The sequence below is a fragment of the Acetivibrio mesophilus genome (genome assembly GCF_004102745.1).
GTDB classification, from domain to species: Bacteria; Bacillota; Clostridia; order Acetivibrionales; family Acetivibrionaceae; genus Hungateiclostridium; species Hungateiclostridium mesophilum.
Map to the genome: position 1 here is coordinate 18,114 of NZ_RLII01000020.1, position 12,580 is coordinate 30,693.

The 12,580-nt window shown below is 37.4% G+C and carries 17 protein-coding genes; 15 read left to right on the plus strand and 2 right to left on the minus strand.

All coding sequences use genetic code 11. The annotated features are described in order from the left end of the window. Nucleotides 1-3 precede the first annotated feature (3 nt). Nucleotides 4-570 (plus strand): class I SAM-dependent methyltransferase, encoded by a 567-nt coding sequence (locus EFD62_RS12780; RefSeq protein ID WP_069193783.1) that lies wholly within the window; start codon nt 4-6, stop codon nt 568-570. A 60-nt stretch (nt 571-630) separates the two neighbouring features. Here EFD62_RS12780 and EFD62_RS12785 read toward each other — a convergent pair whose 3' ends face one another. Then, nucleotides 631-1,365, minus strand: coding sequence for a PilZ domain-containing protein (locus EFD62_RS12785; RefSeq protein WP_128706235.1), 735 nt, complete (start codon nt 1,363-1,365; stop codon nt 631-633). A gap of 361 nt (nt 1,366-1,726) precedes the next feature. Between EFD62_RS12785 and EFD62_RS12790 the strand changes: the two genes are divergently transcribed. The 5 genes from EFD62_RS12790 (at nt 1,727) to EFD62_RS12810 (ending at nt 5,839) form a co-directional block, all read left to right on the plus strand. Further along, nucleotides 1,727-3,277: an acyl-CoA carboxylase subunit beta gene (locus EFD62_RS12790; RefSeq protein WP_128706236.1), complete on the plus strand. Its 1,551-nt coding sequence runs from the start codon at nt 1,727-1,729 to the stop codon at nt 3,275-3,277. Between the two features lie 15 nt (nt 3,278-3,292). Beyond that, complete coding sequence (locus EFD62_RS12795) at nt 3,293-3,463, plus strand: sodium pump decarboxylase subunit gamma (RefSeq protein ID WP_069193781.1); 171 nt, start codon at nt 3,293-3,295, stop codon at nt 3,461-3,463. Between the two features lie 26 nt (nt 3,464-3,489). Further along, the gene (locus EFD62_RS12800; RefSeq protein WP_128706237.1) at nt 3,490-3,891 is read left to right on the plus strand and encodes a biotin/lipoyl-containing protein; all 402 of its coding nucleotides are present in this window, start codon (nt 3,490-3,492) and stop codon (nt 3,889-3,891) included. 121 nt (nt 3,892-4,012) lie between these two features. Beyond that, nucleotides 4,013-5,410 carry an oxaloacetate decarboxylase subunit alpha gene (locus EFD62_RS12805; protein ID WP_069193779.1) on the plus strand — a complete coding sequence of 466 codons (1,398 nt, stop codon included), beginning with the start codon at nt 4,013-4,015 and terminating at the stop codon, nt 5,408-5,410. 186 nt (nt 5,411-5,596) lie between these two features. Then, nucleotides 5,597-5,839 (plus strand): hypothetical protein, encoded by a 243-nt coding sequence (locus tag EFD62_RS12810; RefSeq protein WP_069193778.1) that lies wholly within the window; start codon nt 5,597-5,599, stop codon nt 5,837-5,839. 23 nt (nt 5,840-5,862) lie between these two features. Here the strand turns inward: EFD62_RS12810 and EFD62_RS12815 are convergent, their stop codons facing one another. Next, nucleotides 5,863-6,501, minus strand: coding sequence for a hypothetical protein (locus EFD62_RS12815; RefSeq protein ID WP_128706238.1), 639 nt, complete (start codon nt 6,499-6,501; stop codon nt 5,863-5,865). A gap of 166 nt (nt 6,502-6,667) precedes the next feature. On the opposite strand from EFD62_RS12815, the gene EFD62_RS12820 reads away from it, so the two are divergent. The 9 genes from EFD62_RS12820 to EFD62_RS12860 all read left to right on the plus strand — a co-directional run bounded on the left by EFD62_RS12820 (nt 6,668) and on the right by EFD62_RS12860 (nt 12,579). After that, nucleotides 6,668-6,835, plus strand: coding sequence for a YpmA family protein (locus EFD62_RS12820; RefSeq protein ID WP_083225103.1), 168 nt, complete (start codon nt 6,668-6,670; stop codon nt 6,833-6,835). A 12-nt stretch (nt 6,836-6,847) separates the two neighbouring features. Further along, the gene (locus EFD62_RS12825) at nt 6,848-7,741 is read left to right on the plus strand and encodes a MurR/RpiR family transcriptional regulator (protein WP_069193776.1); all 894 of its coding nucleotides are present in this window, start codon (nt 6,848-6,850) and stop codon (nt 7,739-7,741) included. Continuing rightward, nucleotides 7,698-8,372 (plus strand): histidine phosphatase family protein, encoded by a 675-nt coding sequence (locus EFD62_RS12830; RefSeq protein ID WP_128706239.1) that lies wholly within the window; start codon nt 7,698-7,700, stop codon nt 8,370-8,372. Before EFD62_RS12825 ends, EFD62_RS12830 begins: the two co-directional genes overlap by 44 nt. A gap of 19 nt (nt 8,373-8,391) precedes the next feature. Continuing rightward, nucleotides 8,392-9,618 carry a BaiN/RdsA family NAD(P)/FAD-dependent oxidoreductase gene (locus tag EFD62_RS12835; protein WP_069193774.1) on the plus strand — a complete coding sequence of 409 codons (1,227 nt, stop codon included), beginning with the start codon at nt 8,392-8,394 and terminating at the stop codon, nt 9,616-9,618. A gap of 134 nt (nt 9,619-9,752) precedes the next feature. Next, the gene (locus EFD62_RS12840) at nt 9,753-10,253 is read left to right on the plus strand and encodes a hypothetical protein (RefSeq protein ID WP_069193773.1); all 501 of its coding nucleotides are present in this window, start codon (nt 9,753-9,755) and stop codon (nt 10,251-10,253) included. Nucleotides 10,254-10,406: 153 nt separating this feature from the next. Next, complete coding sequence (locus EFD62_RS12845; RefSeq protein WP_069193772.1) at nt 10,407-10,841, plus strand: HutP family protein; 435 nt, start codon at nt 10,407-10,409, stop codon at nt 10,839-10,841. Between the two features lie 82 nt (nt 10,842-10,923). Then, nucleotides 10,924-11,280 (plus strand): chorismate mutase, encoded by a 357-nt coding sequence (gene aroH / locus EFD62_RS12850; protein ID WP_069193771.1) that lies wholly within the window; start codon nt 10,924-10,926, stop codon nt 11,278-11,280. A gap of 38 nt (nt 11,281-11,318) precedes the next feature. After that, nucleotides 11,319-12,002 carry a (d)CMP kinase gene (gene cmk / locus EFD62_RS12855; RefSeq protein WP_128706240.1) on the plus strand — a complete coding sequence of 228 codons (684 nt, stop codon included), beginning with the start codon at nt 11,319-11,321 and terminating at the stop codon, nt 12,000-12,002. Continuing rightward, complete coding sequence (locus tag EFD62_RS12860) at nt 11,992-12,579, plus strand: lysophospholipid acyltransferase family protein (RefSeq protein ID WP_069193769.1); 588 nt, start codon at nt 11,992-11,994, stop codon at nt 12,577-12,579. Before cmk ends, EFD62_RS12860 begins: the two co-directional genes overlap by 11 nt. Nucleotide 12,580 lies beyond the last annotated feature (1 nt).

Consider the following 12,580-nt stretch of genomic DNA (forward strand, 5'->3'; position numbering starts at 1 on the left):
GCTATGCAGACTATTAAGAATTCATTAGGACAGTCCCATGAGTACATTAAGATGTTTGTCAAAGAAGGAGACACGGTTGTAGATGCAACTTGCGGAAACGGAAACGATACAGCTTTTCTTGCAAGTATTGTAGGCGAAAACGGTAGGGTTTTCGGCTTTGATATACAAGAAAGGGCAATATTCAATACAACAAAGAAACTAAAGGACTTAAATCTTAGTGGCAGGGTCACGCTTATAAAAGACGGGCATCAAAATATGGACAAATATGTTGATTCTCCAGTAAAGGCAGTGATGTTCAATTTGGGTTACCTTCCGTCAGGAGATCACGACCTTGGCACTAGACCCGAGACAACTATAGATGCTCTATCAAAGTCTATGGAGCTTCTTATTACAGGCGGTATTATAACTGTTGTCATTTATTATGGAGGAGACAGCGGCTTTGAAGAAAAAGAAAAGGTTCTTGAATTCTTAAAAAGTATTGACCAAAAGAGATTTATTGTTCAGCGTACCGATTTTATAAATCAGGCGAACTGTCCGCCCATATTGGTGTGCATTGAAAAGATATCATAAGAAGCTTAGAATTGCATAATAGGTGTGCAATCTAAATATTTAAAGGGGCTTAATGCCCCTTTAAAGTGCTTTTGAAGCAAAAACCACAAAAATCAACACAAAAATTCCCAGAATGGATATTGTGTAGAGGGAATATTTCAGCTTGTTGAATATGTCCCACTCCTTGGTAATGTGCTTTTTTTGGGTTTGAAGATATTCGATCAGATCAAATAAAAGACTATAATTCTCATCATCTATATCGATAAGCTGCACGCCATAGCTATAACCTCCGTTTTTATTTGCAATTCTTCTAATAATTCTGCCGGTAAAAGATATTGATATTTTCGACGTTACAAAAACATCAATATCAACTTCCTTTCCTTCCTCAAATAAATCATCGGAATATATCAAGCCCCCTCCAAGGCTTATGTCCGAGATTGATGCAATATATGATATATTTTCTTCGTACCTTATTCGGCATGAGTAGTCTACACCAAACCTCTCATACTTTCTTTGATTGTTATAGCCTAAGACTTTATTTATTTGTATGGTAATGGCCTGCTTTCTTATTGAGATTACTTTTCTTGAAACACTTCCGGTAAATAGTGTTTCACTATTTTCATCAAGGGATTTAATAACGATTTTACTTCCTTCGTTAAAATAGTTTTTAAAATACTTCGCAGAAAGGAATACCTCGGCCATATTTTTATCGAAGCTAATATATGTAATTATTCCGTGAACCCATTTCTCATCATTATTTATTGACACTCTGCAGAAGATTGGAGAGTCATTTTGAGGAAGCAAATCGTTTGACAATTTAACCACCCTGCCTTTTAACAAATATTAGTCTCATAAATCTTATCGACAAAAACGTTAAAATTCTAGACACAAAACCGACATATATTTTATTGATTCTGCAAAGAATCTATAAAGGTATTAAAGTATTTCAACTATTTCTATTTTTTATATAAACATTTGAGGAAATTATTGCAATATGAAATAAAGTAGGATATAATTTATAATAATTATAACCAGGTAATAATATCATATAATAAACAAAGAGGTAGCAAATATGCAAACTTAAAGCTATAATTATATTGCATGAAGTGTGTGTAAACTGCATTTTGGAAGCTACTGGATACAAAATTAATAATAAATGACAAGAGGTGGGAGATTGATGGACAAAGTAGACAAGATTAGCCTTCTCCATGAAAAATTAGCCCAAGTAGAGCAGGGCGGAGGAGCTGAAAGAATTGCAAAGCAACATAATTCCGGTAAAATGACAGCAAGGGAAAGAATCGAAGCCTTATTTGATGAAAACAGCTTTGTTGAGACCGACACATTTGTTGAAACGAGAAGTATTGACTTTGATATGCAAAAAAAGAAGGTTGCTGGAGACGGTGTCGTAACCGGATATGGCTCCATCGATGGACGTCTGGTCTTTGTTTCATCCCAGGACTTCACTGTAATTGGAGGATCTTTGGGCGAAATGCATGCCGCTAAGATTACAAAAGTAATGGATATGGCGATGAAAATGGGTGCTCCGTTTATTAGCATTAATGACTCGGGCGGTGCTAGAATTGAAGAAGGCATTGACGCTCTTAAGGGATTTGGAGACATATTCTACAGAAACACTTTGGCATCGGGTGTAATACCTCAGATTTCAGTTATCATGGGACCATGCGCCGGTGGAGCAGTATATTCTCCTGCAATCACCGACTTTATATTCATGGTTGACAAGACCAGTCAGATGTTTATAACAGGTCCCCAGGTAATAAAGTCCGTAACCGGTGAAGATGTGACCTTTGAAAAGCTTGGCGGAGCAGAAACTCACAACTCCATAAGCGGTGTTGCTCACTTTAGAAGCTCCAACGAAAAGGAATGCATTGAGCAAATCAAAAAGCTCATTAGCTATCTTCCGGATAATAATCTTTCTGACGTTCCTGTCTTTGCAAGCCAAGATGACATGAACAGAATCAATGACAATCTGGCTAATATCATTCCTGAAGGATCCAACAAACCTTATGACATGATGGATATAATCACTTCAGTAGTTGATAATGGTGATTTTTTTGAAATCCAAAAGCATTTTGCCCAAAACATTATCGTAGGTTTCGGCAGAATGAACGGAGCTACCGTTGGTATAGTAGCAAATCAGCCGAAATTCTCTGCAGGGGTATTGGATGTTAATTCCTCTGACAAAGCAGCAAGGTTTGTTCGTTTTTGTGACTCATTCAATATTCCGGTCATAACCTTTACCGACGTACCGGGATATCTGCCCGGTGTAGGTCAGGAGCACAGCGGAGTAATAAGACATGGTGCAAAACTTCTCTATGCTTTCTCTGAAGCTACTGTGCCGAAAATCAATGTTATTGTTAGAAAGGCCTACGGTGGAGCATATATTGCTATGAACAGCAAGCACCTTGGAGCAGACATGGTATTTGCATGGCCTTCAGCGGAAATTGCAGTTATGGGACCTGATGGTGCAGCAAACATCATTTTCAAAAAGGATATAGCAGCTGCCGATGACCCGGTAGAAGCAAGAAGCAGGCTAATTGAAGAGTATCGTGATAAATTCTCCAATCCGTATGTTGCGGCTTCAAGAGGTTATGTTGATGATGTAATTGATCCTGCAACAACAAGGATAAGACTGATAAGTGCCCTTGAAATGCTCGCAAGCAAGAGAGAAAACAGACCTGCCAAAAAGCATGGAAATATTCCTTTATAAAGTTGGGAGGATTTTATGAAAGAGCAAATAAATGAAGAGATAATCCTGGCGATATCAGCAGCTATTGCTGCCCTTGAGTCCAGGCCAGGATACAAACTTGTAGTAAAATCATTCAGAAGAATACCTCAAACATCTCCTGTATGGTCAGCCACAGGAAAAATCGAAAGAATTAAAAGAAGTATGTAAAATCTAATTTATAAGGAGGATTATACATGAAAAAGTTTTTGATAAAAGTAAACGGAAATCAATATGAAGTTGAAGTTGAAGAAGTTAGGGACGGAGCTTCTGCACCACAGGTTACGTTCAGTGCACCTGCACCGGCAGCAGCTGCGCCTGCACCGGCACCAGCTCCCGCACCAAAAGCTGCAGCACCAAAGAAGGATACCGCAGTACCTGCAGGTGCTGTAATAATTAAAGCTCCTATGCCCGGTACCATACTGAATATTCATGTAAACCAGGGCGATACAGTAAAGAAAGGCCAAGTTCTTTTAATACTTGAAGCTATGAAGATGGAAAATGAGATACTTGCTCCAAATGACGGCACAGTTGCATCGGTTAATGTATCAAAAGGTTCATCAGTAAATGTTGGAGAGGTTCTTCTTTCATTAAACTAATTGGCTTATGAAACTTTTGGCATTGGACAGTAATGATTCAGAATGCTTAAATTGTGGTAGTTATAATTAAATAGTTTAAATTATTTTTGCGGTTAATTCCCAAAAAGGAGGTAAGAACTAAATGGCTAAGGTAAAAATTACCGAAACAGTGCTAAGGGATGCCCATCAATCTCTTATTGCGACAAGAATGAAAATTGAAGAAATGCTTCCTGTTATAGATAAATTGGATAATATCGGATATAATTCGTTAGAGGTCTGGGGCGGTGCAACTTTTGATGCCTGCCTGAGATTTTTAAATGAAGATCCATGGGAAAGACTTAGGACTATAAAAAGTCATTGTAAAAAAACCCCTCTGCAAATGCTTTTAAGAGGCCAGAATCTCTTAGGTTACAAGCATTATGCGGATGACGTTGTGGAGTACTTTGTACAAAAAAGTATTGCAAACGGCATGGATATTATAAGAATTTTTGACGCTTTAAATGACCCAAGAAATATTGAAACTGCAATCAAAGCTTGCAAAAAGGAAGGCGGTCACGCGCAGGGTACGGTTTGTTATACAATAAGTCCTGTGCACAATCTCGATCTTTTTGTTAAGGATGCAAAGACCCTTGTAGAAATGGGTGCTGACTCTATTTGCGTAAAGGACATGGCAGGACTTTTGGTTCCTTATGCTGCATATGACCTTATCAAAGCATTAAAGGAAAACGTAAAAGTACCTATCCAGCTTCATACTCACTATACCAGTGGTGTTGCTTCAATGACTTACTTAAAGGCAATAGAAGCAGGTTGCGATATTGTAGACTGCGCTATTTCCCCAATGGCGATGGGAACATCCCAGCCTCCAACTGAGCCTCTTGTTGCAACGCTCAAGGATACTCCATACGATACCGGACTTGACTTGGATAAATTAAGTGAAATTGCCGACCACTTTAGACCTCTCAAAGAAGAGTATATTTCAAAAGGACTTCTTGATGTAAAGGTTATGGGAGTTGATGTAAATACTCTTAAATACCAAGTACCGGGAGGAATGCTTTCAAACCTGGTATCTCAGTTAAAGCAATCCAATGCAGTTGATAAATTTGAAGAGGTTCTAAAAGAAGTGCCAAGAGTTAGAGAAGACTTTGGATATCCTCCGTTGGTTACACCTTCAAGCCAGATTGTAGGTACTCAGGCAGTTTTGAATGTTGTAACAGGTGAAAGGTACAAAATGGTGCCTAAGGAGTCTAAAGCGCTGGTTAAGGGTGAATACGGCAAAACACCGGCACCTGTAAATCCTGAAGTTCAGAAGAAAATTCTAAAGGATGAGAAGCCAATTACGGCAAGACCTGCAGACTTTATTGAGCCTGAGCTTGATAAAATCAGAAATGAAATGAAAGAATACTTAGAACAAGATGAGGATGTTTTATCCTACGCTCTGTTCCCACAGGTAGCAGACAAATTCTTCCAATACAGAAAAGCTCAAAAATATAAAATAGAGCCTGACATGGTTGATTACGAAAACCGCGTTCATCCGGTTTAAAAAAGATCATTGAGCCTATAATAAAAAACTCAGGAGTTCATATGGCCCCTGAGTTTTTTTGTTGCATTTTACAGTCATAAAAAATAATATCGGAAAAATTCTCAAACACCTTGAAAACTAAAATTATTTTTGATATTATTTTCAAAGTGAAGCTGTTATTTTAAGACTCATTAGGAGGACTAATAAATGGATGAGAAATCCTTTGAATTACTCGCGCAGATGTACAATGAAATAAAAGAACAACTTATTCAAATAAATACTAAGTTGGATGAAAAGGCAGATAAAAGCGATATTATAAGGTTGGAAAATGAACTTAACCCAAAAGTTGAAGCTCTATTTGACGGGTATAAACAGCATACAGATATTTTAGAACGTATTGAAAATGAAGTAATAAAGCAGGATGAAATCATTATGAAGCGAGTTAAGTAGAATATCCGATCACACCAATCCTTCTAACATTCACTATGAAGATAAATAAAATGCTCTTTATTGCTGATAAATCGCAAAGTCTTTATTTTACTACCTTTCTTTATATGCTTTCCGCACTTTAAGCAAAATATATGCGAATAATTCATTACATCATCATAAACCTCACGATTGATTCCTTCATATTTTGTCCAACTTTGCCATCCGGTCTTGCACAAAGATATTCTTTTATCATAGTCTGCAAAAACCCACCGTAGAAGCTTATGAAAATGAAAAGGATACTTTGTATATTTTATGTATGGTTCAGGTACCCCAAGCTTTATTGTATAGAGCAGAAAGTTTTGCTCTACAACTTCCTGAATACGGCCACTTATTTGGGTTCTATACCAGCAGTAACCATTGGCATCAAGCCAGAGCCTTAATTTTTCAAACATATACCCCCGGCATATTTCAACCGTTTCGTTCTTATGTACATTTAAGGCTTTAAATGCTTCTTCAACTATATTTACCACTTCATCAAGATAGAGCTTTTTCTTGAAGTTCTCCTTGTTATAAAGCTCAACAGGAATAATTTCAAAGAAATACTCATTTGTTTCCGGTCTATAGATTCCAATACATGTTCCGCCAACAAAGCTTCCGCTTCCAGCATCGTCAATTTGTATCATTTGCGCCACCCCGATGTAGTATTTACTAAAAATCAAAAATTATTATCCGGATTACGTAGTCATGTACTAGCTAAGATTTGGTAAACATCTTGTAAATGCAAGCGCTTGATTTTTATACTGCAAAATTGTAATATTAATATAAATAAAGCATTTATGGAGGATAAATATGCATATTGAAGATAAATTGGAGCTTAAAGCTACAGTAGAAATAGCTCCAAATCTGGAGCTGTATAAAGTAGTCGACTTCTTAAATAAAAATCTTAAAGATAAAAATTTGATTTTTGGTTTGTCTAAGAAGGATAGCAAAATGATAATTTCAATCTATGAGACATAAGGGGAAAAGACAATGGATAAAAATCAGGACTTGATAAAAAGGATTCAATCCGGCATGGAAGATTTCAGTAAGGGCCAAAAACTTATAGCCAATTTCATTATAAATCATTATGACAAAGCCGCATATATGACTGCGGCCAGACTTGGTGAAGAAGTGGGTGTGAGCGAGTCAACTGTTGTAAGATTTGCCAATGAGATAGGATATGACGGTTATCCTAAACTTCAGAGTGTCTTAAGAGAGATGAACAAAAGCAAACTTACAGCCGTTCAGCGAATTGAAGTAACCTCCAACAGGATTAATGAAGGAAATATATTAAAAAGTGTTCTTCAATCGGATATGGAGAAAATCAAGGCAACTCTTGAGGATATTGATCAAGAAAGCTTTAATAATATCGTTCAGAGCATTCTCAATGCAAAAAGGATATATATCCTTGGGGTAAGAAGTTCTGCGCCCCTTGCTAGTTTTCTGGGCTTTTATTTCAACCTGATATTTGATAATGTAAGGCTTGTACATACTACAAGTGTCAGTGAAATGTTTGAGCAAATAATTCATGCTTCCCGTGAAGATGTGGTTATAGGAATAAGCTTCCCGAGGTACTCCAAGAGGACTATAAATGCGATGCGTTTTGCCCAACATCAGGGAGCTACCGTTGTGGCAATTACAGATAGTCTGAATTCCCCTTTGGCTCAGAATTCAGACCATGTCATTACAGCAAGAAGCGATATGGCTTCCTTTGTTGACTCATTGGTTGCACCTCTAAGTGTAATAAATGCATTGATTGTAGCCATCGGAATGAGCAGAAAGCCGCATGTACATGATACCTTTGAACGTCTTGAGAAAATTTGGGATGAGTATAAAGTGTATGAAAAACACGATCACGAATCGGATTATGGAGAGGAAGATTAGGAAAGTGACAGTATTGTATCTGGTTCGCCACGGCGAAACCGATTGGAACAGGGAAAATCGATGTCAAGGCCATATAGATACAGAGCTAAACAGCGAGGGAATCCTTCAAGCTGAAGCTATAGCCCAAAGACTTGCCAGTGAAAGCATAGACGTTATTTATTCCAGTGCCTTAAAAAGGGCTTACACCACAGCTAAGATAATAAACGATCAGTTATCCGCAAAGCTCATCAAGAGTGAATCATTAAATGAGATTAATTTTGGTGAATGGGAAGGGCTAACCCTTGAAGAAATGAAAGAGCGCTCTGACTATAATTATGACCACTGGAGGCTGACTCCCCATCTGGCCACTTTTCCCGGTGAGAAAAGCCTCAAAAACGTCCAGGACAGAGCTATAAAGTTTGTTAATGAAATAATTAAAAAGCATAATGGAAAGAATATTCTTATAGTATCCCATGGTGGTGTCGTGAAATTAATTATATTAGGGATTTTAGGCATAAGCCTTGAGGCTTACAACAAATTCTTCATTGGAAATGCATCCTTAAGCATTGTTGTTGTTGATAACGAAAGGACATATATAAGAACGCTTAATGACACATGTCATATAAATAAGCCGTTTATGACCAAATTTTGATATGATGGAGTAATAATAAATGAAAAAAGTTGTTGTGATAGGGGCAGGGCCCGGCGGTATCATGGCTGCCGGCAAAGCCTCAGAACGCGGACATGATGTAATACTACTAGATAAAAATGATAGGATCGGAAAGAAAATTCTCATATCCGGTAAGGGTAGGTGCAATATCACTAATGATACCGATATTGAAGGCCTGATTGAGAATATTCCTGGAAACGGGAATTTTTTATATTCTGCTTTCTATACCTTTTCAAATCATGATCTGATTGAATTTTTTGAACAGCACGGTCTAAAAACCAAGGTAGAAAGAGGAGGAAGGGTATTTCCTGTTTCAGATAATGCAAAAGATGTGAATGAGGCACTATTAAAGTTTTTGAAGAAGACCAATGTTCGTCTGCAATTAAACTCAGCGGTTCAGGAGATAAAGACAAAGGACAATGCTGTAATCGGCGTAGTTCTAAAAGACGGAACTGAGATTTCCTGCGATTCTGTGGTGCTTGCCACAGGTGGCGCTTCCTATCCCGGTACCGGTTCAACCGGTGATGGCTATGTCATGTCAAGGAAACTGGGACACACTATTGTAGACTTAAAACCCTCGTTGGTTCCTCTTCTTGCACAGGAAGAATGGGTTAAAGAGCTTCAAGGGCTTTCTTTGAAGAATATTTCCATATCAATACTAAATAATGCAGGCAAAAAGATATACTCAGACTTCGGCGAAATGCTTTTCACACACTTCGGGGTCTCAGGTCCGGTTATCTTAAGTGCCAGCAGGCACATTCTTGACTATGATTATAAAAATGTGAAGTTGGTTATTGATCTAAAGCCTGCTCTTACAGAGGAAAAACTTAACGAAAGAATACTTAGGGATTTTGAAAAGTATTCAAGAAAACAGTATAAGAATTCACTGGATGAACTTCTTCCGCAAAAAATGATTCCGGTAATAATAAACCTTTCCGGTATTGAGCCTGAAAGGTTTGTAAACCAAATTAAAAAGGATGAAAGAAAAGCTTTGGTTCGGCTTCTTAAGAATCTTACAATTAATATAAATGGTTCAAGACCTATTAAGGATGCCATTGTTACAGCCGGAGGAGTATCAACCAATGAAATTAATCCGTCAACAATGGAGTCAAAGCTTATAAAGGGTCTGTACTTTGCCGGTGAAGTCATTGATGTTGATGGTTATACAGGAGGCTTTAATCTTACCATTGCTTTTTCTACAGGCTTTCTTGCAGGTATAAACTGTTGATTTGGACAAGTTATAAATAAATTGATGCATAACATGCCGAGGTAAAAAAAGCCGCTGGTTAAAAGTGTATTTTTCGATGGATTTGAGCATATTATTCTATAGTAATATCCATTAAAAAATACGGAGTGATTGCAATGAAGGTTGTAGTTTTTAAAACAGGAAAAGGTAAGGGTAGAAAGACTACCGAAAAAGCCATAAACCCCAGATTCGGATTTGAGAGATTTTTATTCTTCTCGTTTATAATTTTATTTGCAGCCTTGGTTCTGGTACAGGCAGCTTTAATGAATCCTACAGCCCGAACCTTTTTGGTAAACGATACGGGGCTTGAAGGTTCTCCTCTTCAGTTTGAAGAATATCTTTACAGTGAGGGGGAGATTTCAATAGCCTTATGCAGCGCCGATGTTAATGAAGACTTGAAGCTTCTTATAAACGGAGACGAAGTTGCAGCATTTTCAGAAAATATAATAAATCTGAAGGTAAAAGAAGGGGATGTTGTTTCTGTAGATGGAAGCGTTACAGAAGAAGTAGAGGTTGCAATAGTTTCTGCAAGTGACAATATAAAGCTGGATAATATAGGAAAGAGGATAAGGGTAAATTCCGAAGTTAAACAGCTTGCAAGAATAATTATTGAATAATTCGTCAATTTTTTTTATTGTCTAAAATCTATTATTAAAGTATAATATAATAGTGTTTGTTCTTGAAAATAATGAATAATTACTAAAACCGAAAGATAATATCTATATACTTGTATTTGACTATAATTAATTTGGATATCTTGAGAGGTAAATATGACAAACGATACTATTGACGCAGGAAAATTTGGAAGCAAGGAGATTGCATCTGCCGCAATAGAAATAGCACTAACAAAGGATAGGGCTTCTGAAAAACAGCTGCAATCTGAGTATAATAAAATTGGAATACGCACTGCAGCAGTAGACTATGGGGGAGAGTTCATTACCTCTGTGATGAAGATAATAGAAAGGGCTGTGGTATCGTCTAAAAGAGAAGGCGTTATTATTGACAATCATGTAGAAGAAGGAGCAGTTGCCGGCGCGACAAGGGAAGCGTTGTCGCAAATTATGCCCAAGGCACTAGGGCTTAATGTCGGCGGTAAAATCGGCGTTGCACGATACAAAAATCACATCTCTGTAGCGGTCTTTTTTGGAATCGGTCTGCTTCATTTAAATGAGGTGTCCATAGGTCTAGGCCACAGGGTTGTGTAGGTTTGGAAAGTATATAATACATAATTGCTAAAAGTATTGGAAGGTAGTATGGTAGAATGGTAAATAGGAGGATCTGATTATAATGGTAAGGGCTGTAAGAGGTGCAACTACCGTTGCAAACAACAATGCAGATGAAATATTATCCGAAACTCAAAGGCTACTTTGTGAAATGGCTCAAAGAAACGAGCTTAAGGAAGATGATATAATAAGTATTATTTTTACCCTTACAAAGGATTTGGATGCGGTATTCCCGGCGATTGCCGCAAGAAATATAGGTTGGACAAGTACAGCACTTATGTGCATGAATGAAATAGATGTTCCGGGAAGCTTAGAGAAATGTATCAGGATAATGATGCATGTAAATACCGATAAAGATAAGAAGGATATAAAGCACGTGTACCTTAATGGTGCAAAGGTCTTACGACCGGATTTGACTTAAGGATTGGGATAAAATTTGTACTCTTCGGGAGATATATTATGAGTGAAAAAGCCAGAATTTCAATTGCTATTGACGGACCTGCAGGTGCTGGAAAAAGCACAATTGCAAAGATTCTTTCAAAAACTTTGAATATACTGTACTTAGACACCGGGGCAATGTATAGGACTGTTGCCTTAAAAGCTATTAGAGAAGGTATTGATACATCAAACCGCGAGCAAATGTCAAAGCTCGTCGAAGACATAGACATAAAAGTTGTTTACTCAGGAGATATACAACATATTTTGTTAGACGGTGAAGATGTAACTGACCTTATTAGGACTCCCGAGGTTTCTATCGGTGCATCCAATGTAGCCACTGTTCCGGCAGTCAGGTTGAAGATGGTAGAGCTTCAACGGGAAATAGCCAAAGAGAATAGTGTTGTGATGGATGGAAGAGATATAGGTACATACGTATTGCCCGATGCAAAGCTCAAGTTTTTCCTTACAGCTTCTATTGAAGCGAGGGCTATTAGAAGATACAATGAGCTTTTGTCAAAAGGAATGACTCAAACGACATTAGAAGATGTCAAAAAAGATATAGCATACAGGGATAAAAACGACAGCAGCAGGGAATTTGCTCCTTTGTCGAAAGCTTCCGATGCTATTGAGATTGATACCACAGATATGAATATAGATCAAGTTGTAGACAAAATAATGGAGTATGTAAAGGCATATGTTTATTAATTTTATTAGGGCGATTTTTAATATATTTTTTACTCTGTTTTATAGGGTGAGAATTATCGGTATAGAGAACGTTCCTGCAAAGGGTTCTGTTCTATTGTGTTCAAATCATATCGCAGAATTGGATATGTTTTTTATCGGATATAAGCTAAAAAGATTGGTTCGATATATGGCTAAGAAAGAACTCTTTAATATTCCCTTATTGTCCATATTTTTCAGAAAACTTGGCGCTTTTCCTGTAAGCAGGGGTAAAGGTGATGTCGGAGCAATTAAAACCGCTTTAAATCTTCTCGAAGAAGGTCACATTGTCGGTATTTTCCCCGAGGGCACAAGATTGAAAAATAGAAAAGATACAAATATAAAAGTAAAACCGGGGGCGGCCCTTTTGGCACAGAAATCAGGTGCTGCAATTTTGCCTGTAGCCATTTCCGGAAGCTATCGCCCTTTCAGTAAAATAAAAATTGTATTTGGAAAACCATTTACTCTTGATTTAGATAAAGATAAGAAATATACTAATAGTGAATTGGTTGAAATCAGTGAGGGAATAATGAAAAAGGTTTACTCTCTTTTGGAGGAATAAT

Coding starts and splice junctions, on each gene's coding strand:
- EFD62_RS12780 (WP_069193783.1), top strand. CDS start 4: ATGCAGACTATTAAGAATTCATTAGGACAGTCCCATGAGTACATTAAG.
- EFD62_RS12790 (WP_128706236.1), top strand. CDS start 1,727: ATGGACAAAGTAGACAAGATTAGCCTTCTCCATGAAAAATTAGCCCAA.
- EFD62_RS12795 (WP_069193781.1), top strand. CDS start 3,293: ATGAAAGAGCAAATAAATGAAGAGATAATCCTGGCGATATCAGCAGCT.
- EFD62_RS12800 (WP_128706237.1), top strand. CDS start 3,490: ATGAAAAAGTTTTTGATAAAAGTAAACGGAAATCAATATGAAGTTGAA.
- EFD62_RS12805 (WP_069193779.1), top strand. CDS start 4,013: ATGGCTAAGGTAAAAATTACCGAAACAGTGCTAAGGGATGCCCATCAA.
- EFD62_RS12810 (WP_069193778.1), top strand. CDS start 5,597: ATGGATGAGAAATCCTTTGAATTACTCGCGCAGATGTACAATGAAATA.
- EFD62_RS12815 (WP_128706238.1), bottom strand. CDS start 6,501: ATGATACAAATTGACGATGCTGGAAGCGGAAGCTTTGTTGGCGGAACA.
- EFD62_RS12820 (WP_083225103.1), top strand. CDS start 6,668: ATGCATATTGAAGATAAATTGGAGCTTAAAGCTACAGTAGAAATAGCT.
- EFD62_RS12825 (WP_069193776.1), top strand. CDS start 6,848: ATGGATAAAAATCAGGACTTGATAAAAAGGATTCAATCCGGCATGGAA.
- EFD62_RS12830 (WP_128706239.1), top strand. CDS start 7,698: ATGAAAAACACGATCACGAATCGGATTATGGAGAGGAAGATTAGGAAA.
- EFD62_RS12835 (WP_069193774.1), top strand. CDS start 8,392: ATGAAAAAAGTTGTTGTGATAGGGGCAGGGCCCGGCGGTATCATGGCT.
- EFD62_RS12840 (WP_069193773.1), top strand. CDS start 9,753: ATGAAGGTTGTAGTTTTTAAAACAGGAAAAGGTAAGGGTAGAAAGACT.
- EFD62_RS12845 (WP_069193772.1), top strand. CDS start 10,407: ATGACAAACGATACTATTGACGCAGGAAAATTTGGAAGCAAGGAGATT.
- aroH (WP_069193771.1), top strand. CDS start 10,924: ATGGTAAGGGCTGTAAGAGGTGCAACTACCGTTGCAAACAACAATGCA.
- cmk (WP_128706240.1), top strand. CDS start 11,319: ATGAGTGAAAAAGCCAGAATTTCAATTGCTATTGACGGACCTGCAGGT.
- EFD62_RS12860 (WP_069193769.1), top strand. CDS start 11,992: ATGTTTATTAATTTTATTAGGGCGATTTTTAATATATTTTTTACTCTG.